At 46.3% G+C, this 22213-nt stretch carries 13 protein-coding genes, 3 tRNA genes and 1 pseudogene; 6 read left to right on the top strand and 11 right to left on the bottom strand.

The features are described 5' to 3' along the window. Positions 1–172: 172 nt before the first annotated feature. Genes ACINK7_RS02920 through ACINK7_RS02910 form a run of 3 tightly spaced genes read right to left on the bottom strand, consistent with a single transcriptional unit; the run spans position 173 to position 6760 of the window. Complete coding sequence (locus ACINK7_RS02920; RefSeq protein WP_404359796.1) at positions 173–2605, bottom strand: pPIWI_RE module domain-containing protein; 2433 nt, start codon at positions 2603–2605, stop codon at positions 173–175. A 37-nt stretch (positions 2606–2642) separates the two neighbouring features. Beyond that, positions 2643–5678, bottom strand: a complete 3036-nt coding sequence (locus ACINK7_RS02915) for a hypothetical protein (RefSeq protein WP_404359795.1) — start codon at positions 5676–5678, stop codon at positions 2643–2645. Beyond that, the gene (locus ACINK7_RS02910; RefSeq protein ID WP_404359794.1) at positions 5675–6760 is read right to left on the bottom strand and encodes a hypothetical protein; all 1086 of its coding nucleotides are present in this window, start codon (positions 6758–6760) and stop codon (positions 5675–5677) included. The genes ACINK7_RS02915 and ACINK7_RS02910 overlap by 4 nt, the downstream gene beginning before the upstream one ends. A 169-nt stretch (positions 6761–6929) precedes the next feature. Between ACINK7_RS02910 and ACINK7_RS02905 the strand changes: the two genes are divergently transcribed. Further along, entirely contained in the window at positions 6930–7982 is a 1053-nt protein-coding gene (locus ACINK7_RS02905) for a helix-turn-helix transcriptional regulator (protein WP_404359793.1), read from the top strand. Between the two features lie 76 nt (positions 7983–8058). Here ACINK7_RS02905 and ACINK7_RS02900 read toward each other — a convergent pair whose 3' ends face one another. Next, positions 8059–8478, bottom strand: a complete 420-nt coding sequence (locus ACINK7_RS02900; RefSeq protein WP_404359792.1) for a tyrosine-type recombinase/integrase — start codon at positions 8476–8478, stop codon at positions 8059–8061. Here ACINK7_RS02900 and ACINK7_RS02895 point away from each other — a divergent pair. Beyond that, positions 8415–8958, top strand: a pseudogene (locus ACINK7_RS02895) (site-specific integrase). The gene ACINK7_RS02900 and the pseudogene ACINK7_RS02895 sit on opposite strands and share 64 nt — an antisense overlap. A gap of 10 nt (positions 8959–8968) precedes the next feature. On the opposite strand, the gene ACINK7_RS02890 reads toward ACINK7_RS02895, so the two are convergent. From ACINK7_RS02890 to cysS, 5 genes are all read right to left on the bottom strand, one after another. Beyond that, positions 8969–9044, bottom strand: a tRNA-His gene (locus tag ACINK7_RS02890). Positions 9045–9069: 25 nt separating this feature from the next. Then, a tRNA-Arg gene (locus ACINK7_RS02885) sits at positions 9070–9146 on the bottom strand. 4 nt (positions 9147–9150) lie between these two features. Next, positions 9151–9227 (bottom strand) — tRNA-Pro (locus ACINK7_RS02880). Positions 9228–9703: 476 nt separating this feature from the next. After that, positions 9704–10333: a methenyltetrahydrofolate cyclohydrolase gene (gene fchA / locus ACINK7_RS02875; protein ID WP_404359790.1), complete on the bottom strand. Its 630-nt coding sequence runs from the start codon at positions 10331–10333 to the stop codon at positions 9704–9706. Positions 10334–10383: 50 nt separating this feature from the next. Further along, positions 10384–11772, bottom strand: coding sequence for a cysteine--tRNA ligase (cysS, locus tag ACINK7_RS02870; RefSeq protein ID WP_404359788.1), 1389 nt, complete (start codon positions 11770–11772; stop codon positions 10384–10386). A 181-nt stretch (positions 11773–11953) separates the two neighbouring features. Here cysS and ACINK7_RS02865 point away from each other — a divergent pair, with 181 nt between their 5' ends. Together ACINK7_RS02865 and lpxH are read left to right on the top strand one after the other, a co-directional pair. After that, positions 11954–12466: a peptidylprolyl isomerase gene (locus tag ACINK7_RS02865; RefSeq protein ID WP_404359786.1), complete on the top strand. Its 513-nt coding sequence runs from the start codon at positions 11954–11956 to the stop codon at positions 12464–12466. 321 nt (positions 12467–12787) lie between these two features. Continuing rightward, positions 12788–13513, top strand: coding sequence for a UDP-2,3-diacylglucosamine diphosphatase (gene lpxH, locus ACINK7_RS02860; RefSeq protein WP_404359784.1), 726 nt, complete (start codon positions 12788–12790; stop codon positions 13511–13513). A 200-nt stretch (positions 13514–13713) separates the two neighbouring features. Here the strand turns inward: lpxH and ACINK7_RS02855 are convergent, their stop codons facing one another. Next, positions 13714–16152, bottom strand: coding sequence for a cation:proton antiporter (locus ACINK7_RS02855; protein WP_404359782.1), 2439 nt, complete (start codon positions 16150–16152; stop codon positions 13714–13716). Positions 16153–16415: 263 nt separating this feature from the next. Between ACINK7_RS02855 and ACINK7_RS02850 the strand changes: the two genes are divergently transcribed. Then, positions 16416–18269 carry a methanol/ethanol family PQQ-dependent dehydrogenase gene (locus ACINK7_RS02850; protein WP_404359780.1) on the top strand — a complete coding sequence of 618 codons (1854 nt, stop codon included), beginning with the start codon at positions 16416–16418 and terminating at the stop codon, positions 18267–18269. Positions 18270–18688: 419 nt separating this feature from the next. Then, positions 18689–19540 (top strand): quinoprotein dehydrogenase-associated putative ABC transporter substrate-binding protein, encoded by an 852-nt coding sequence (locus ACINK7_RS02845; RefSeq protein WP_404359778.1) that lies wholly within the window; start codon positions 18689–18691, stop codon positions 19538–19540. Positions 19541–19693: 153 nt separating this feature from the next. Here the strand turns inward: ACINK7_RS02845 and glgB are convergent, their stop codons facing one another. After that, positions 19694–21919 carry a 1,4-alpha-glucan branching protein GlgB gene (gene glgB, locus ACINK7_RS02840; RefSeq protein ID WP_404359776.1) on the bottom strand — a complete coding sequence of 742 codons (2226 nt, stop codon included), beginning with the start codon at positions 21917–21919 and terminating at the stop codon, positions 19694–19696. Positions 21920–22213 lie beyond the last annotated feature (294 nt).

Here is a 22213-nt window from a genome sequence, read left to right as displayed (position 1 = left end):
TGACCTTGCTGCGAGGCTATTTTTGCTATGGGGTAATCAGTAAAGACTATGCTGATACGGTTCAGTAATATGCAATTAATGAACTTGTCACCCTTATTTAAGCGCGGGCAAAGTTCTGTTAATGGTATTAGCCAACTTGGCTGATAAGGTTTTTTTCCTTTTTTGTCTAATATTAAACGATATCCCCTAAAGCATTGGTGACATAAGCTTGGGCTAAATGTAACGGCGATGGAAGAGATGTTTTTTGTTTATCAACCCAGGTTAAATTTTGAAAGCATAGCTTGGAAACCGTAGTGACGAGTTCTTTTTCCGCAAAAGGCCCTTTGTTTAACACAACGATTTCTGTCACTGTCTGAGCCTGGCGATCATTTTGTAAATTGCGTGGTTGATCAGCAAATCGAGTTTTTTTCCTTGCACGATCGTTATCTAGGATTGCGGATGGTTGTGTACAGTAGTAAGCGCCGTGGTAGTCGGAATCAATGTGACTAAATATTCCTTTTGAACCTCCCGGATTTAATTCCCCTTTTTCATCGAGTGGCCTATTGAAATCAATTGTGCCGGCTGGTCGAGGAAGAATGCCGGAGTCGTTTCGAATACGGATAGTTGACACTCGCTCATCGCTTGATATGTCCGGCAAAATACCTTTTTCTTCTGATTGTGTATCATACAATCGTGACCATAACGATCCGGATGCGCGTCCGTCCATTAATAAAATAAATCTCGCATTGGGAAAACGGTTTATGAAAACATTCAAACCATGATTGATGAATTGACAAGCATCGGCTTTTTGTTTTGGGCGATCTTGTGCGGATATATAACTTGATATGCCTCTGGGCATGATTTCCCAGTTTCCTGCCGGGCTCAACATCAACGATTGATGAGAACCCGCCTTACAAGCCGTTATGGCAATATGAAACTGATTTTTATCTTTACTTGACTTGCGAATGAAATGTCCGATGTACCAGCAGTCTTTGGAAGGATCTGGACTTTTTTCGAAAGGAAGCAAATAACAACCGGTCATTCTAAGTAAATCGTGGATTGCGCGCTTAGCGCCATGGCAAACGCCTTTGCCATCTTGCTGGCGTAAAGTGCTTGCTCTGACAAACTGGCTGACATGACCATGCTTAGCTAACAAGCGCCTAATCAACGGCTTGGGGTCGGCATAATTTTTCGGACTGTTTTCTAGTCTGTCGTTTTCACATGTTTCGACAATAAATCCGGATAATTCATTTTCAGATAGTTCGATGCCCTCTATTGCTTGTTGTATCCATGAAAAGATGGCATCTTCCGGATTAGTGGACAACAAAAATTGTTGATTGTCTTCCGGCGAAACGAATAAGATTTTCAAAGGACCCGCCCGAAACCAATTACCATCTTCGACTTCGATAGGGGCTTCTGTTACACCCATCAACAATTGTTGTAATTCATCCTGCAATCGTTTTCGGACGATATGAGATGAATATAAGCAAATAATTTGCAGCTGATTACCTCCTGCATCCTGAATAATCGATTGCCAATGAGTTGCATCCGGTTTTTGGGCGGGTAATTCTTGTACGGGTAATTGTTTTGGAGCTTCTTTTTGTAAATTGATGGGTTTGGCTTCGTTCAAAATTGAATGGGCGTGTGCTGCGACATAATGATGGAAAGGTAAGCCGACACCTTTGCCAATGGGGAAATTTACCGGTGTTTTCTCATAGCGCGCTCTCACTGGTTGTAAGTTGGCAAGATCATAGCCTTCCGGTTCAGAAATATCGGTATATCCGATTCGGTTGAGCAAGAGAACCGACAAATCGCTCCAAACCTTGAGCCATTTTTCTTCTTTTTTGGTTGAACCAATTGAAATGTTTAATAAAGGTTTATCTTGGGAAACTTGAAACCAGGCATGTTTAAGCGAATATTTTTTTGAATCTTTCCACTGCGTAGCCAAGCGACTGATACTGCTATTGAGATGAATGGCCGGCAATTCAAAACCTGGTACCGTTATCAAACGTGGAGTTATGACATGCATGCCATAACCTTGGACTTTCCCGGTTTGATTGCCCAGCGGCCTGTCCCAACAAACTAAACTGGCCTGGCTGTCTAAAACGAACTTAAGCGGCGTATCGGTATCGACCTTCAGATCTTGCTGAACAAGACGTTCTGCTACACGCCATTTACTGGCCTCCCATACCCATCCCAGCGCTGTAGGGCACGCTTTTTTTCTTGTTTGAATGTTCGCGCCAATATCCAAAGCGCATTCTGTCAATGCTCCCTCCCTGACTAACGAGCCTAAAACCGGAGTGTCACATTGCCGGTCAATTTCGTCTTCCCAGAAATCCAAGCAAGTTGCCAATGCGTCCTTGGGCACTTGCTTACTGGCGACTAAAAATAGCTGCTGCCCAGATTTAAACATATCCTGATAAGGGTCTAAACGAATGAAACATCCCAAATGCCAACGTAAGGCAGTCGCTAAAGATCCAAACGGTAGATACGATTTGTTTTTTCGAAATATTTCATTCAGTTCTTGCCAACGCCTTACAAAATCATTAGAAACTTGGTAGCCATAGACAGCACCGTAACTTTCCAAAGGCAAAATGAATGAAGTTGTTTTTAGGTCAAAATTCATGGTCCGTCCTCATAGTAATTCCGTTAAAAATTGTCAATCAGCGTTGAAAATTTTCCAATGCATGTATCAATGCACCATGTATACGTGTCATTTCTTCCATTTTTCCTTGTGTCTGCCAGGTCGATAACGCGGTTTGAGCCAATTCTCGCCATCCAGCTTTGCTGTCTGCAAAAGCACTATCTACGAGGAATACATCGATAGGAGTTTCGCCACGCCGTCCTCGTCCGGCAAGCTGTAGCATCTCTACCAATACGTTACAAAAGCATTCCATTCTCAAATCTTCCGGTAGCGACTTAAACGGTCCTATACGTTCATAAAAGCCATTAAGCCGAGCATAAGCATGGCGCTGCTCCCATTCCAATGTTTCCAGTGGCTGCATTTCAGGTGTACAAACATTCAACAGTGAATAATTAACATGCGCCAAAGCTATTCCCGGTGAGTCCAATGTTGGTACAGGTCTGACTAGCACATAAATTGATGCGATAGCAGATTTGTCTGAACCCGGTTGAAGAATATTATGGCCCCGACAAATACTTAAAAAAGGGGCAATCAATATATCGGCTTCACCATAGGCAAAATTGGTTAAATCTTCTCGGCTAATAGCCATACCATTGTTCTTTTCCGCTTTATCATCGGCATTCTGCAGGTAACGTACGCGCCGTAGCGCATGCTTTTCGCCCATGACTTGCGATAAAGCATTGGCCGACCAACGTGCCTCTCGTCCACTATTGGTAACTAAAAGCACCCGAGCTCTATCAGGGTGTTTTTGTTTAAGTTGTTCAATATCAACAGATAAATATTGTTCCCATAAACCTTTTGTCAGCAATCTGGTTTGTAGCTCTTTTTTGTTATGCCCGCCCATTCCGGATATCCGGATCATTTCGTCCGAATCAGAAGATTTAATCAACCTTAATGCCAATTTCAAATCGGTAGTATCGTCCGGCTGATAGTAACGAACCGATCCTTTGACATCACTCGCGGAAGCTCCAGGAAAGTAGGCTGTTGCCGAAAGTCCTAGAACGATACGAGCCCCACCACCATAACCACGGCTTATTAAATTCCCTATTTCCGAGATCAGTAGATGCGGGTCACCGCATAATGACTGCACATTTAATTGCCTGTGTTGTTCTTTGCTCGCCACATGGAATCCGTAATGTCTCCGTCCAAACGGCCCCATATAGGATGTACACCAAGGACGGTAACCAATAAGCTGAGCATAAAACTGAGTGGCTTCTTGAGATTCTTTTAGATCGGTTTTGCCAAAGCTATAGGTAACATCCTGTAACAAATTTTGTAAATGAAATAGAACTCGATGAAGAATAAGCAAGCTGGCGAGCTTATTACGTTTTTCGACAGCAATTTTCGGGGCGAGTTTTTCTAATGATTGTATAACACTAAGTTTTCGCTCTGCTTCACTTGTTTCGGTTAGGCCGTTAGAGGTTAGCCATTGATTTAAAGATAGGTTTAGTTCATCCCACAACGGTTCACTACTTTTACGATCAATGAGTTTGTCGATGTTTGAGTATTCAGATTCAGGTAGGTATTTTTTAAAGTTATGACTGATTTTTTGTTCCAAAGCAGCTGGTAAAACAGTTCCAATACCATAATTGGTTGGCCATTTAACTCGATGATTGATCAAGGCATCGCGTAGTAACAAAGGTAACCGGTCTAATTCTATTAGAGGGTCAATCACATCATAATTGTTAACACTCGTGCCATTATCCGTCAGATCTCGATAAACCTTATTGGCTATGGTCGGACCTTTGTCTTTCGTCAAAGGAATCTGACCAACCTGCTGGTCGATAAGTACCTGTTGCAGCTGATCGATTTCATCCACAATCACGAAATGAGAACGTTTGACAACTAGGTCAAAAAAAGTATTGATTCGAGTAGACTCTTCGTCCTGAACAGGCAGAGACAATCGACCCGACAAAAAAGCATGATGATTAATGATCAACAACTGGGCGCCTAAGGCCGCTTTTTGATGACGAAACTTGGGGCATCCCGCCAAGAAAGGGCAATCGAATCGGCTATGGCGACAAGGTTCTTCGCCGAATTGTACTTCATCTCCTTCTTCGGCATAAGCCTGTAATGCGCAGTGATAGCCCACTGTTTCTAAAATGTTTTGAGCATCATTCGAATTGGGGTCTCTTAAACTATTACGCAACAAATCAATGATGATGCGTCCCAATGAACGTGAAGAAAATAGCATACTAGCTACTTTAGCTGGCGTCTGTTTTTGTAGTATTTTCGAGCACTGCCGGTATTCTTGGATGACATCTTTAATGACAGGCAAAACAAGCGTCACAGTAAATCCTTTTTTCACCAACAATGTCGCTAAGACTCTACTTAATACTGACTTCCCTCGACCAGTTGGTGCCACCAGCATCTGCAGCTCACCCGCTGTAAAGATCAAGTCTTCGATTTTTTGGTTGTTCTTCCGGCAGCGAAGTTCGTCCAAGAATATTTGCATCCGTTTTTTGTAAAAATCCTGGCCGGTCAGTCGGCTAATATTCTCGGCTTGGTCCCTTAACTCAACATAGCTGATCGATAGATTTTTTAGGCTGGAAGCTTTTTGGATTTTAACTGCGTCGATACTATTCGGAACCAGTTTGACGGGGACTTTGAATGATTTACCGGAAAAACTCTTTCTAACCCAGAATTGGTTTCCAGGTCGCTTTTTAAAAATAATGGGATTAGCTATTTGAAGATTTTTCAGATCACTGATAATTTCATCGACGTGTTGCTCAATATCTTTACCGGGTAATACCCGATAGCGTCGCGTTAAGTCTGATTCATTATGACCAATAAATTCAAAAGGTGAATTCTCTGCTTTGATTCTTTCAGTCAGTAATTTGATCAGCCTTGTTTTATTAATTTCATTCAAATGCGAATATCTCAATAACCAAAGATATCGATTTTGCTCCAATTCGGATAAATAACCCCATTGTCGCCAGCGATGTAAACGACCATGAGCTATTAAAACGAGATCACCAACTCTCACTTCCGGCTGGTGTTTGTTTCCCAATAGCAGCAGTGCATCTAAGGCTAAGTGAAGTGGCTGTTCGTTCAAAACGGTGCCTCCTGTTCAGTAATGATTTGTTTCACTGCTTTCAGTAATTGACTCACGGACATAAACTGTAAATGTTTGAGGCTCGAACAGTTTTCTTGCAGAATTTTTACTTGATTTCGGCGATCATCCGGCACGACATAAATCAAGTTTTCGGTATTCAGGTCGTTATTGATTGCCTTTGCAAGAGCAAATGTATTGACCCAATCTTTAACGTCTATTATTAGTTGCCTCTCACTGATCTGGACCAGCAAATCATACTGATCCAAATTTGGCCATAAACGTACTTTTACACCATCAAGCTGTTCCAGACGCGATTTCAAATCTAATTCAATTAAACCGGGTAACAACGTGTATCGCCAAAAACCGTGTTTTAACCTCAGCATTGCATCAGCGGATTTGGGTGTAGGAGCCTTCAAATCTCCAAGTGGAGACAATCGGTCTTCGACAAAACTAAATTGGGCACCTCGTGAAAAGCATCTGCTTCCAGAGCATTGAACTCTATTTTCATGTCGTTTCATCGGCCAATAACAAACCGGACAAGGAAAATAATGAGTTGAATTCTTATCAAGACAGGTACTTGGGATGTCTTCAAAAACCTGAGTAAGGTTTAAACCCGTTGGTAACAATATTTCCCTGGCTTTTTCTATAGATACAACTGGGAATGAGATGAGGTTTTCACGAAAGCGGCTATAAAGTTGATCACCATTTTTACGTGAACGTAGCCTCGACATGACTTGCAGCATTTGCTCTTGAATGAGTGTTGCTTCGGATTCGTTGCCATGTTCTGCCACCCAATCCTGTGCAAAAGCTGTCACACCAAATCCGTCAACTAATCTTTCTTCTAAATCGAGAGGCAGCCATTCGCAAATCGGCTTTTTCATCAGCGCCAAAAACTCAGCTGGATTCTGAATCTGACTTTTTCCGTTATTAACACGCTGAATCCATGAAATGGCCAAACTCAATTGGTGCATGACCAAATCAATGTCTACAATCTCAGGATCATTGGATATCGTGCACCATTTCAACACTGCATTGGCTGCATGGTTTAATGCAAGTTGACTTTCTATGTTAAGGCTATCCAAAGGCACACCTCATATCGTTAAAAAGCATCCCTTAAAAAATGTTAAAGACTAACGAATACCAATGTTTGGAACTATATAGCCATACCCTAACAATTTGCGTAAGGGTTAAACCCTTCATTGTTTTTGTCATTGATTCAATAACACGCTTTTTACATCGGGAAGCAAGGGAATGAGCCAACAAAAATCGCAGGCAACACTGCAACGACGAAATCTGGTTTTGGAGAGTATTCGCAGACTCAGCGGCAAAAATTTGCGATGGGTGACTGGCAGAGAAATCGTTCAGGATTTGAAAGCCCAGGGTTACGCGGTAGAAATCCACAATATCCGTCGCGATTTAAAAGCCTTGCTACCGCTACACCCACAATTGGAAGTCAACGATAACAGCAAAGGCTACGGGAATCCCATCAATGGCTTACCCCATGGATACCGATGGATCGGAACGGATGTTGAACCCGCAACAGGTTTAACCCTGCCAGAAGCCTTGTCACTGGTGATGGTCGAGCGCTATTTGAGCCAGTCCTTGCCGGTGTTACTGACTCAATCCTTGCATGATTTATTTCAGAAAGCACAACAAACTCTGGATTTACACAAGAAAAGCCAAGTAACTCATTGGCCCGAAAAAATCACTGTGATTCAACCCGCACAAACACTGCTATCACCCTCGATCGATTCCATTGTGTTGTCCATAGTGCATGAAGCGTTGCTCAAGGAAAGACAAATTCAGGTTTGCTATCAATCGATTTATCATAAAATCGGCAAAGAAAAAAACTACCGATTACATCCCTTGGGTCTGATTCAACGCGGCCCCATCACGTATCTCGTGGCAATGGCTAACGATTATGAAGATGCGTACCTCTATGCATTGCACCGAATCATTTCAGCCCAATTGCTAGATGAGGCCAGTCGTCAGAATGACGATTTCGATCTCAATGTTTATGCTCAAAAACAAGGACATTTTGGTTCTGGAGAAACGATTTTCTTTAAGGCCAGAATTGTTGATCATCTTGCGGCCACCTTATCCGAAACACCGCTGCATAAATCCCAGGTAATCATGGAAGACGATAAGCCCGGCTATAAAATTCTGCAGGCAGAATTAGCAAATACCTGGCAATTACGTTGGTGGATATTGGGTGAAGGCGAACGTATTGAGGTGATTGAGCCAAAATCGCTACATGATGATGTTGTCAATACAATATCCTTAACATTACAACAATACGAGTAGCCACTGATTAACCAGTAACTCAGCTATCGTGCTAGTAGAATGCATAACTCCCGGAATGGTTGAGCGAAAACTTGACTCAATAGACAAGAAGTTTAATTACACTTTTCTGTAACTTATCGTCTCGCAAATCATACCGAGCCGTCGTCTGAATATCTGTATGTCCGACCAATTGCCGAGCGATATTGATATCGATACTGGCTTCGAGCAGTTGTGTGACAAAGGTTTTTATCAAGTTATGCGGCCTAATTGGTTCGATCTGAGCTTGATCCGCACGTTGCTGGATGATGGCGTAAACGGCTTGGGTGGACAGTTTTCGAGTTTGAATCGTGCCGACCTTACTGATCGGGTTAAACAGAAAACCTTTCGCATCGAGATGTGGGTTTCTGACGTTGAACCATCGTTTGACGATTCGTAGGGGCTCGGTATTCAGGTATGCTATGCGTTGCTTGTTGCCTTTGCCGACTTGAATTGCCGCCGCATTTGGAAGCGATGGCACGTTTTAGTTTGCCGACTGGATTGCGTGAATGCAACGTGACGCTGCTGGAGTGGAATCAAATCGATTTGCAAAGACGAGTCGCTTGGGTTCATCCCGGTCAGGCCAAAGCGGGCAAGTCGATCGGCGTGCCGCTGAATGACGAAGCGGTTTCTATACTGAGATCGCAAATAGGACGGCATCATATCCGCGTGTTTACCTATTACGGCGCACCGATTGACAAAGCGGGCACAAGCGGCATGGCGAAAAGCATTAAAACGGGCAGGAATAGAAAATTTCAGATGGCACACCTGGGCAAGTTGGCATGTACAAAACGGCACGCCAATGCATGCGCTAAAAGAACTGGGAGGCTGGTCTAGTTTCGAAATGGTGCAACGCTATGCGCACTCAGCAACGGAACATTTGGCGGAGCATGCAAACAACGCGAAAGTTGCAAAATCGTTGCAAGCCAAGAATGAAGTTAAACTGAAATTAGTTAAGTGATTGATTTGGATGGGGTGAACGACGGGGCTCGAACCCGCGACAACCGGAATCACAATCCGGGGCTCTACCAACTGAGCTACGATCACCACAGAAAAGTATTTCAACAGGAGATGGCACGCTTGGCAGGACTCGAACCTGCGACCCTCGGCTTAGAAGGCCGATGCTCTATCCAGCTGAGCTACAAGCGCAGTATGGTCGGGGTAGAGGGATTCGAACCCCCGACATCCTGCTCCCAAAGCAGGCGCGCTACCAAACTGCGCTATACCCCGATTGACCTTCGTGAATGAGTTCGAATCTTGTCTAACTATCCACCCGTGAAGAGCTGCGTATGATAAAGACTCTCATGACTTTCGTCAATAGATTTTTTTAATCTTTACCAATAAACTCAAAAAGTAATTCAACCTACTCCCTTTTGATTGAAAAACCGTCTAAGAATAAAAGGTATGGGATGTATCTATCGAGGAACGCCGTGAACCCGTCCATGGGGACTTGACGGCAGCGCTCCCTGCTGCCGACATCCTCGCTAACCACACCCCATACCTTCATAAAGTTAGCTAATTTTTGAGTATAAGATGAGTATACATAAATTGTTGTCCGCTTCGCGTACCTTCATGCCGTTAAGCAGCGAATTTCTAGCCACATCAAACCATGAGGGCTTGGTTAATATTGGAGGGGCTGCCATGGTACGCACAGCTTATCTCAAAGAGATGTGTATAACGGCGAACGCTCGGTGTTCGGCTTGTTTCTATAGCCTTTCTTTTACAATGCGATAAACATCATCGACTGCTTGTTCGGTGCCTTCCAAAATCGATTCGAGTTCCAGAGTCTTACGTTCGGCAAATTCCTTGTCTTTCAAGCTACCGACATTGATATAGACATTCAATGCCGCGCTTTTCAATCCGGCGTAAGCAGACATGACCGCGACGCCTGCGTCGCTAATGACGCCGATATTGCCTTTTTCGGCGGCGATTCGGCTCAGCTCGATCACTTCGAAGCAAGCTCGGGCGCATTCAAGCGGCACTTCGGTCGCTTCTTTCAATAAGGCCTGTATCGCTTCGGAACGGACCGCCTTTTGTGCTTCGGTCTCTTTCGGCATGCCGTAACAGGCCATCAATCGGTCGAAGACGTCGACGTCGGCCTTGATCATGCCGGCTAAGCGTTCGCGTAACGCTTTGGACCTGTCCAATAGTACGCCCATTTCCGCCTCGACTTCGGCGTATTTCGGCTTGCCTATCGTCAGATTGCACACCATGCCGACTAACGCGGCCGCTTGCGCGCCCATCAGGGCTGCGGCGCTGCCGCCGCCGGGCGTCGGCGCCTTGCTGGCCAATTCATCGAGATAGATTTGTAGCGATTTGTCTTTGATATCGGTCATGGATCGATTTGTTTATTTTATCATTACAAGCAATGCCGTTTTGGCGGTGTTTATTCCCGGCGCCAGTTAGTGCCTCCGCCCGGAATATCTTCGAGTATCACGCCCTGCTGTTTCAGTTGGTCGCGAATTTTATCGGCTTCGGCCCAATTCTTGTTCTTTTTGGCGTCGATTCGCGCCTGTATCAGCGCTTCGATTTGCTCGGCCGTCAAGCCTTCAGCCTGGTTGTCGCCTTCTTTCAGGAAGCGCTCGGCGTCGTCTTGCAATATGCCCAGAATGCCACCCAGCGCGCGTATGGTAGCGGCCAATTGAGTCGCCCTTTGCTTATCGGAGTCTTTGACTTTATTGAGTTCTCTAGCCATATCGAACAGTACCGACAGAGCGACCGGCGTATTGAAGTCGTCGTCCATCGCTTCTTTAAAGCGCGCCTCGTAATCGGCATCGACTTCGAACTCGCCGGCATTGATACCGCGTAGCGAAGTATAAAGACGGGTCAACGCGACCGCCGCCTCATCCAGATGTTCGTTGGAATAATTTAGCGGACTTCGGTAGTGGCTAGTCAGGATGAAAAAGCGCACGACTTCCGGCCGGTAACGTTTCAATACTTCGCGAACGGTAAAGAAATTGCCCAGCGACTTGGACATTTTTTCTTCGTTGATACGCACGAAGCCGTTGTGCATCCAGTAATTGACAAACTTTTCGCCGGTCGCGCCTTCCGATTGCGCGATTTCGTTCTCGTGATGCGGAAATTGCAGATCCATGCCGCCGCCGTGTATGTCGAAATGATTACCCAGGCAACCGGTCGACATCGCCGAGCACTCGATATGCCAGCCGGGACGCCCCTGGCCCCAAGGCGATTCCCAAGCAGGCTCGCCGGGCTTGGCCGCTTTCCATAATACAAAATCCAGCGGGTCTTGTTTAGCTTGCTCAATCTCGACACGTTCGCCGGCTTGCAGCTCGGCAAGGTTTTTGCCGGACAAACGGCCATAGTTGCTAAATTTCGAGACCGAATAAAATACATCGCCGTTAGAACCGACATAGGCTAAGCCATTCGCAATCAACTTTTCGATCATTGCTAGGATTTCAGGAATTGATTGCGTCGCTTTTGGCTCGATGTCGGGAGGCAATACTGAAAGTGCGCGCTCGTCCTCATGCATCGCCTCGGTGAAGCGCTCGGTTAGGGCGTGGAAATCTTCGCCGTTGTCTCGTGCGCGTTGAATGATTTTATCGTCGATATCGGTTACATTGCGTACATAGGTCAGGTTATAGCCCGAGTAACGCAAATAACGCGAAACGACATCGAATACGACCATCACACGCGCATGCCCGACATGACAATAATCGTAGACCGTCATACCGCAGACGTACAAACCGGCCTTACCTTCGACACGGGGTTTAAAAAGTTCTTTTTGGCGCGTCAGAGTGTTATATATTTTCAACATGACAGATAAGGCGGGTTAACAACAAAACAGGGCAATGTACCAAGCCGGCACTTCTCTTTCAAGACAAAAACACATAGAATTCTTGGTTACTTGTTACTCACGGGAATCAACCATGCGTACTCTTTTTACCGCTACAATACTGCTACTAGCAACAACCCATTCTTTTGCAAAGGAAAATACAATGTCAGAACAAGCAAATAAGGTCAAACTCACCACGACACAGGGTGAAATCACAATTCAATTGAATCACGAAAAAGCGCCGATCTCATCCGAAAACTTTCTGACTTACGTTAAAGATGGCTTTTATAACGGCACGATCTTCCACCGCATTATTCCGGGATTCATGGCCCAAGGCGGCGGCTTCGACGCCGATTTCAACCAAAAAGCCGTTCGCGAACCGATCAAAAACGAAGCCGATAATGGTTTAAAAAACAACCGCGGCACGTTGGCGATGGCTCGCACGCCCGATCCGAACTCGGCGACCGCGCAATTTTTCATCAACTACAAAGACAATGCCTTTCTGAATTACACGAGCCCGACTCCAAACGGCTGGGGCTACGCAGTATTCGGCGAAGTGATCGAGGGGATGGACGTGGTCGATGCAATGGCTAAGCAACCGACCGGCAACCGCGGCATGCATCAGGATGTTCCGAAAACCGACATCGTGATCGAAAAAGCCGAAATCGTCGAATAAGACTTTTTTGCCAATGGAACACGGATGCTGCCGGTCGACATCCCACGCAAGCTTATAGTTCCCATGCCTTGTGTGGGAACGCTGCTTTAGACGCTCCGCGTCGACTGCGACAGTTAGGTTGCTTGATAGACTTTAGGAAGTGCGTGGGTTGGCTTTTGCTTGTTTTATCGGTCATCGGGGACGCAGAGCGTCCCAGGATGCATTCCCACGCAGAGCATGGGAACGATAATTTAATGGGCAGTTTTTTGTTACAAAGTCCTTAGCCGCATCCCTGCTCCATTCCCTACCCCACCTCCAATTCATTGAGCCATTCTTTTGCCTATGCCCCGCGAAATCCAATTTATTTCGGACCTGCATATCTCGCTTGAAAAAACCGAAATCACCAAGCGCTTCCTATCTTATTTGGACAGACAAGCGCCGCGCGCCGAAGCCGTGTACATTCTCGGCGACCTATTCGATGCCTGGATAGGCGATGACGATCCGACGCCGCCGAACGGTAAAATCAGAAAGCAACTCAAACAACTAACCTTGTCCGGCACGCAAGTCTATTTGCAACAAGGCAATCGGGATTTTTTGCTCGGCCAACGTTTTTGCGACGAAACAGGCGTGAATCTGCTCGGCGATTATGCCGTGATCAATTTATTCGGAACGCCGACCTTGCTGACTCACGGCGACCTGCTCTGCACCGACGACCTCCCTTATCAAGCATTCCGCGAAAAATCGCATACCCCGGAGTGGCAGCAAAGTGTACTTTCCAAGCCTTTATGGCTAAGACTAATCGCCGCACGCTGGTACCGCTTGCGCAGCCATTTCCACAAACGCGGCAAAACGCAAGACATCATGGACGTCAACCCACAGACCGTTATCGAGATAATGCGCGAACACGGCGTGTTGCAACTGATCCACGGCCACACACACCGACCGGCGATCCATGAATTCGAAATCGACGGACAAAAGGCGAAGCGCTTCGTATTACCCGACTGGAAAAAAGGCAGCGCGCAAGCCCTATGCTGGTCCGAGCAAGGCCATCGCTTCGAAGCCATTTGACACTTCAACAAATAGCGAATCAACACCCATTCATCTTTCCCTTGATATAAAATAGTGAACAGTGAAATGATGAGGCATTTCAATTACGTGTCAAGTCCTAATTTCCTCTTTCCTCTTTCCTCTTTCCTCTTTCCTCTTTCCTCTTTCCTCTTTCCTCTTTCACCTTTCACCTTTCACCTTTCACCTTTCACCTTTCACTATCAAGCATAATACCCAAACTCCGCATCCCTTAATCGGCCGGCCAAATCGGGAGCTTGCTGCGACAATTCAACAACCTGCTCGACTGACAAGCGCAGCACGGTAATATACGTTTTAGCTCTAACCGTCGCGGTTCTGACCGCCTTAGCCGATAAGGCATGCTCGCCGATAAAGCTGCCTTTACGTAATTCGGCGACATGAAAGCTTTGCCCCTGCTCATCCTGTTTGAATACATTGACGCTGCCGCTGACTAATATATAAATACAATCGCCTTTGTCACCTTCATTGAACAAGGTATCTCCAGGCAAGAAACTGATATAGCGCGCCTGCTCCGCTAAGCGCTTGATTACCTCCCTCGACAACCCGGAAAACAAAGGGACGCTATCAAACCAATCATCTCGTTTAGCCAGACTCAAACTTGCCGTCATAGCCGGCAATTGTTTTTGCGCATCGAATAAGCACTGCTCTAATCGCCGAAAGACCTTAACCGACAATTTACCTTGTTCGTATTCCTCAACAACTAACTTATGCGAATAAAGCAGCGCCACTTCTTGAAATAGCCTGTTTTCATATTGACGATAAAAATCAGGAAATAATTCGCCGAAGCGCTTTAAACGTCCTTGCCTTCGATGCAAGCGGTTCCGATATATTTTTTTAATGATATTTAATTTGTCACCGGATAAATTCGGATCGGCAGTTTTAAGTTTTTGCAAAGCGACATGCGCCATCAATACACCGGCAATATCATGACGAATGAGATTCGAAAACCGGCCGCTTTGGTATTTAATGAGCAAACCAAGCGTCCACTCGTATTTGCTTAAAAAGTGGATCATCGACATTTCAAACCGCAAAAACGGATTATTTTCATCTTTAACAGATTCGATGAGCAACAACTCCTCTATCGTTTTCGCCCGGTCTTTTCTCAATAGATCCTGAAAATTAAAATAGGTGTAATAATTCACCAGACCGATATCGTGCAACCGCGCCAACTCATCCGTTTCGGCTTGCAATGCCAACAAATGCAATTGTTTTAACTGCTGATCCTCGGACATCGGCTTGTCGCTCGACGGCAATTTTTTGCGCAAATCGAAGACAACCGAATTTTGAATATCACTGTTAAGTAAATGCAAATTAGCAAAGCTATGCAAAACATCGTCGACCGAATACTTAAGCTGAATCATGCCTTGCTGTAACTCGAGCCACTCTTCATTGCTCAAGCGATCTATTTTCAACCAATGCATCAGCGGCCTAAGCGTAGATGCATTAACCAGCATACTCACCATCACAACGCCTAGCGTCAACTCTTTCAATAATTGTTTATCAGCCACTGTATCGGGTATCGAGAAAGCAATCGCCACTGCCAAACCGCCCTTCAGACCACCCCACCACATGATATGCCGGCTAGTAAGATAAATTTTAGGCAACCCGAATAAATAGGTCGTAAACGGCATGAACGCATAAATACTCACGGCTCGCGCGATTGCCACAGCCATTACCGCCCACAAAACAGGGTTCCAATTACCGAGCAACGAGAATAGATCCACCGATAAGCCGATCATAATGAACAGCAACGAATTAAATATTAAAACAATAACTTCCCAAAATTCTTTGACAACATGCTCGATGTCACCCGACAACCTCGGCAAGCCGACTATTTTAAAGCATAACGCAGAAGCCAACACCGACATGACGCCCGACACATGGAAAATATGCTCGGCAACGATGAACGCCGAATAAGCCATAATCAGCGTAAACACTAAAATAATACTGCGTCCGCTTTGAGCCAGCCTAACTATCAATTCGCTAAATAGCAGGCCGCCGAAAACACCGACTCCCGCGCCGCCGACAAACACCCGGATAAAAGCCGGAACTGCCGATAGCGAATCGGCCCAGTCGTACTGTCCGGTCAAAAGAAAACCGAGTACGATATTAAATAATACGATCGCCGTGGCATCGTTGAATAACGATTCGCCCTCTACCAATACAGCAAGCCTTCGACTGACACCAAGTTCCTTAAACAAAGCAATCACGGCGACCGGATCCGTTGCAGAAATCAGTGCACCGAACAATAGCGCGACAAGCCAATCGAGCTGTAGCGACACCACCAATCCAAGGCCAACCAGAAATGCCGAAATCAACATACCCGGAATCGCCATAACGACAACCGGAACCAGATCTTTCAACAAGGCCCGCGCATCGAGGCTCATCGCGGATTCGAAAATCAATGCCGGTAAAAAGACAAACAACACCAATTCATGAGTCAATCGAAACCCACCCACAAAGGCCACTTGATCGGTCAACGTGCTAGTTAAATTAATCATCAAGCCCATTAACACTAACAAAACGGTATAAGGCAACCGCAAATGCTTGGTCAATCCGGCAATCACCATTGCAACGGTCAGAAACACCAAAACAACAGAAAGCAAGTAGGAAATTTGCATAATAGAAGGTTGTTGATACAATGAGCTCGATAAGCCGAACCCTGAGCTTATATTCCCGAACGACAGTGTAATTTAAAGGCTTGTCGTCCGCCTTAAAAGTTGACTTTTAGGAAAAAATCCTTAAATTTACACACCTGGCGCGGCACTTGTTAGTTCTCCGGTAGAGGGAATGATCGTCGCCCCATAAATTACTTAAAACTAATATTAGTCTTAAAAATCATAACCCGTATTCTGTCGCGTAACAGGATACCAGGAGGAAATATATGAAGAAGCCTGTCAAAAGCTGGCTGATTGCCTCAACTGTCGCTGCCCTGCTTGCAGTACCTGCAGTATCTCAAGCGAATAGCGAAGTTGAAAAATTGACCAAGAACCCTGCGAACTGGGCAACTTGGGGCGGTAACTATCACGGTACCCGTTACAGCGAACTCAAACAAATCAACACTTCTAACGTCAAAAACCTGCAACCTGCATGGACTTTTTCAACCGGCGTTCTGCGCGGTCATGAAGGCGGCCCTCTGGTTGTCAATGACGTCATGTATATTCACACTCCGTTCCCTAACACCGTTTATGCGATCGACCAAAAGTCTCAAGCGGTCATTTGGGAATATACTCCGCAACAAGACGCCGACGTCACGATTCCTGTGATGTGTTGCGACACCGTTAACCGAGGCCTGGCTTACGGCGACGGCAAAATCTTCCTGCAACAATCCGATACTGTCTTGACTGCATTGGACGCCAAAACCGGTAAACGCGTATGGAGCGTGCAAAACGGCGATCCTAAATTGGGCATGACCAACACCCAAGCGCCTTTAGTTGTCAAAGACAAAGTCATCACAGGCATCTCCGGCGGTGAATTCGGTGTTCGCGGCTTCTTGGCAGCCTACAACATCCGCACCGGCGAACTGGACTGGAAAGGCTACAGCATGGGTCCTGATTCGGACACGCTGATCAACGCAACTAAAACCACCACCTGGAAAGACGGTAAAGTTCAACTGGTCGGCAAAGATTCCAGCACCAGCACTTGGGAAGGCGATCAATGGAAAATCGGCGGCGGCACCACTTGGGGCTGGTACAGCTACGATCCTGAATTAAACCTGGTCTATTACGGATCCGGCAATCCTTCGACTTGGAATCCGGCACAACGTCCCGGCGACAACAAGTGGTCGATGTCGTTATGGGCTCGTGACGCAGACACCGGGGAAGTCAAATGGGTTTACCAAATGACTCCGCATGACGAATGGGATTTCGATGGTATCAACGAAGTTGCGCTGGTCGACCAAGAGATCAAAGGCCAAATGCGTAAAACCGCCGTTCACTTCGACCGTAACGGTTTCGGCTACACGCTGGACCGCGTAACCGGCGAATTGTTAGTTGCCGAAAAATTCGACAAAGCGGTTAACTGGGCGACTCATGTCGACCTGAAATCCGGACGCCCGCAAGTCGTTTCTCAATACAGCACCGAATACAACGGTGAAGACGTTAACACTGAAGGCGTCTGCCCTGCTGCATTGGGAAGCAAAAATCAACAGCCTGTATCTTACTCTCCGCAAACCGGTTATTTCTACATTTCCGGCAACCATGTTTGTATGGACTACGAACCGTTCGAGGTTGAATATACTGCTGGCCAACCTTACGTTGGCGCGACATTGTCTATGTTCCCGGCCGGTAAAGATGCCATCACAGGCAAGGAAGACGGCTCTACCAACCTGGGTCAATTTACTGCATGGGATGCAACCACCGGTAAAATTATCTGGTCTAATAAAGAGCAATTCTCGGTTTGGTCAGGCTCGCTTGCCACAGCCGGCGGCGTCGTTTTCTATGGCACACTGGAAGGTTACCTGAAAGCGGTTGACGCAAAATCCGGTAAAGAGCTTTACAGATTTAAAACGCCTTCCGGCATCATCGGTAACGTCAATACTTGGGAATATAACGGCAAACAATATGTCGGCGTACTATCAGGTGTTGGCGGCTGGGCCGGTATCGGTATTGCTGCAGGCCTCGACTCCGGCGAAGAATCTTCTAACTCTGAAGGTTTAGGAGCGGTCGGCGCATATAGAAGCTTGAGCTCTTACACTAAATTGGGCGGCACATTGACTGTATTCGCATTGCCTAATTAAGAAAAGATCTGATTTATAGATCGAAACAAACCCCGGTCGATTTTCGGCCGGGGTTTTTTTTTAGCTTTGTTCGCGTTAGTCGTTGAAAAGACATCGACAACAGGAATACTAGGCCAATGTCGAAACTTGAAGATTGGGTACGCTGTGAGTCCCACTCGCAGTTTAACGCGCACTTATGTGTTGCCTTGCGCCGGTATTCGATGCACCGATATTAGGTACGCACAGCGCACCCTATAATTCACTTTGAATTTTAAGTGCTTCCGGAAGTGATGGGTGTTTTCAACTATTACCGCATACAGAGCCTTTTTTTGATCAACCATCAAAAGCCTGCCCCCGACAATTCCTGCGCTATAACTTAGCCTTTGCGGCTCAGATACATTAAACTATTAAGCTCAATTTCGAACTCACTAGGAGAAAGAATGACTCTCAGGACTTTATTATTTAGCGGTTTGTTATTTGCCGCCATAGCCTCCCCAGCCAATGCCGAGGACAAATTCAGAGTCTGCGCAGACCCGTTAGACCCGCCTTATTCCACTAAAAAAGGCGATGGCTTCGAAAATAAAATTGCTGAATTATTCGCCAAGAAATTGGGACAAGACCTTGAGTACACTTGGTTTCCCAATCGCATAGGCTTTATCCGAAACACACTAACAGCAACGATCAGCGATTCCGAGGACGAATATAAATGCGATGTCGTCATGGGCGTCCCGACCGGTTACGATCGAACTTTGACAACCAAGCCCTATTATCATTCGACCTATGTCTTACTGATCGCCAAAAATCGTGGTTGGGACGATATCACATCGGCGGAACAGTTGAACGATTTACCCCTCCAGCGCCAAGAATCGTTACGCATTGCAATGTTCGACAGAGGCCCCGGTACGGCTTGGCTGCAAAAAATGGGCTTAATCGATCAAGGCGTGCCTTACCAAACCATGACCGGCGATGACGAAAACAATGTCGCTATGCAGACCGATAAGGATCTAAAAGCCGGAATAATTGATATGGCTATACTCTGGGGACCGATGGCGGGCCATGTGCTCTCGCAAAGCCCCAAAGGTAGCTTTACTGCCATCCCCATGAGCTCGTCACCCGGCATGAAGTTCGATTTTTCGATAGCTATGGGGGTACGCTATGGAGACAAGGCGCGAAAAGAAATGCTCAACCGGCTCATTGACGAAAATTTCGATGACATTCAAAAAATTATCGCCGGCTACCAAGTCCCATTATTACCGATTCCAAAACAAAAAATCCGCAAAGATGACGACTAATACGAATCGTTATCTTCCCAACTAATCAGCCGGATATGTTATTCCACTTCGAGCGGTCAAGTTTTCGGCTTTTATAGTTAGACGCGAAAGTCAAAATGCAGATATAAAATCCACCAGGCTAAATCATTTGAATTTAGCCTGGTTTTTTCAGGATTAATTCTTTTTGGGAGGCGTTAACACCGCTTGCGGACCGGGTGCCGTTTGACTGTGTTTTAAGACGACCCCACCTAAAGGCGGCAAAGTGATATAGAGCGAGTGAGGCCGATTCATCCAGGCTTGCTCCTGAGTCCAAATACCGTCCGGTGAATTTATCACCCCGCTGCCACCGAATTCCTGCGCATCGGAGTTAAGGATTTCATCATAACGCCCGGCTGCCGGTACACCAATGTGATAATACTCGCGAGGCACCGGGGTAAAATTCAACGCCACAATGAGAAACGCGCCTGTCTCCGGATCCTTGCGGATATAGATCAGCACCGAGTTATGGGCATCATGGCAATCAATCCACTCAAATCCCGCATCGGTAAAATCATTGGCGTGTAAAGCCGTCTCCTTTTGATAGGTGTGATTCAGCGTCTTAACCAGATGTTGCAAGCCTTGGTGGATCGGATAGGCCAACACATACCAGTCAAGCACTTGACTGCTATCCCATTCGCGTCCTTGACCGAATTCACAACCCATGAAGAGCAACTTTTTGCCGGGGTGGGTAAACATATAAAAATACACCAAACGCAAATTAGCAAAGCGCTGCCACTCATCGCCAGGCATTTTATATAACATCGATTGCTTGCCGTGAACCACTTCATCGTGAGAAAACGGCAATAGAAAATTTTCCGTAAAGGCGTAAATCAGACTAAAGGTTAATTCTCCCTGATGGTATTGGCGATAGATCGACTCTTTTTCCATATAGCGCAACGTATCGTTCATCCAGCCCATATTCCACTTCAAATCGAAGCCCAACCCACCGACATACGGAGGCTTGGTGACTTGCGGCCAAGCAGTTGACTCTTCGGCCATGATCAACACGCCGGGCACTTGCTGATGGGTAATTTCGTTCAATGATCTTAAAAAGTCGATGGCCTCCAAATTTTCGCGGCCGCCGTATTTATTGGGTATCCACTCGCCTTCCTCACGGGAATAATCAAGATACAACATTGACGCTACCGCATCGACTCGCAAACCGTCTACATGGTATTCCTCAAGCCAGAATAGCGCACTCGAGATCAAAAAGTTCTTAACTTCATAGCGACCGAAATTAAAGATCAATGTCGACCAATCACGATGTTCACCGAGCCTTGGATCTTCATGCTCGTAAAGCGATGTGCCGTCGAACCATGCAAGCGCATGCGCATCTTTTGGAAAATGCGCCGGCACCCAATCGAGAATAACACCGATCTCATGCTGATGACAATAATCGACAAACCAGCGAAAATCTTCGGGGCTACCGAATCGGCTAGTTGGTGCATAGTACCCCGTCGTTTGGTAGCCCCACGATTTATCATAGGGGTGCTCAGTAACCGGCAATAACTCAAGATGGGTAAACCCCAAAGTTTTGGCATATTCCACCAAGGCCACCGCCAATTGCCGGTAATTGAGCAGCTCGCCTTCGGAGCCTCGCTGCCAAGACCCCAAATGCACCTCGTAAATGCTAATCGGCTTGTGCTGCCAATCGAACTTCTCACGCTGTTTCAACCATTTTTGGTCATGCCAATTAAACTTATCGTTTGCCGTTACAATGCTTGCCGTATTCGGGCGAACCTCATAAAACCGACCGTAAGGATCTGTCTTTAATAAAATATCGCCGTTCTTCGCGCGAATTTCATACTTATAAACCAAGCCGGGCTCTAATCCTGGAATAAAAAGCTCCCACACCCCATTACCATGCACTCGCATTTGATGGCATCGGCCGTCCCAGCGATTAAAATCGCCGACTACGCTGACCCGCTCCGCATTAGGCGCCCACACGGAAAACAGCACGCCGGCGACATTTTCGATTTCGTGTACGCGTGCGCCTAGCAAACGGTAAGCATGCCAATGTTTACCTTCACTGAATAAATGTAAATCGTAATCCGGTAATTGCGGTCCGTAACAATAAGGATCGTAACCAATGTGCTCGTAATGGTCTTGATCGCGCCAAATCAGCCGATAGCATGGAGGAACTTGTGATGCTAAGCCATGCCATTCGAAAAGAGCCGTACCTTCAATTCGAGTCAATGGCATGTTTCCTTCAGCCAAGGCCACGGTTTCGGCATGAGGCAAAAAAGCTCGTACCACAACTTGTTTATCATCCTTCGGATGGCGGCCTAAAACGGCAAAGGGATCGCTGCATTTTGCATCGACAAGACTCTGTAATTCTGTGGATAGTTTTGTTTTACTCATCTGCTTTTGCGGGAAGCCCGCGAATTTATACCCCTTGCTTGTCAAATTTCGGTGCCGGGGTGCCCGTCAAAGGACGCCGTAAATACGTCCATGTAGGCTCTATGATAGCATCCATGCTATCCGAACACCCCGGCACCTCCATAGGCTAATGCCGAAATTTAAAGTACGAAAGGTATATCATTCGGGTGGGGATAGCTCAGCTTGCCTCGACAAGCCCGGTTCCCGCTCTCCTGTTCTAATGTGCTATCCTGGTTTAGCATCGATTCGGCGTCGTTACTCTGGCACCTAATAGTT

The organism is Methylotuvimicrobium sp. KM1, from assembly GCF_044788715.1.
Lineage (GTDB): Bacteria > Pseudomonadota > Gammaproteobacteria > Methylococcales > Methylomonadaceae > Methylotuvimicrobium.
Note: the sequence above shows the minus strand (reverse complement) of the source record. Positions and strands in the feature narration are given on the sequence as shown.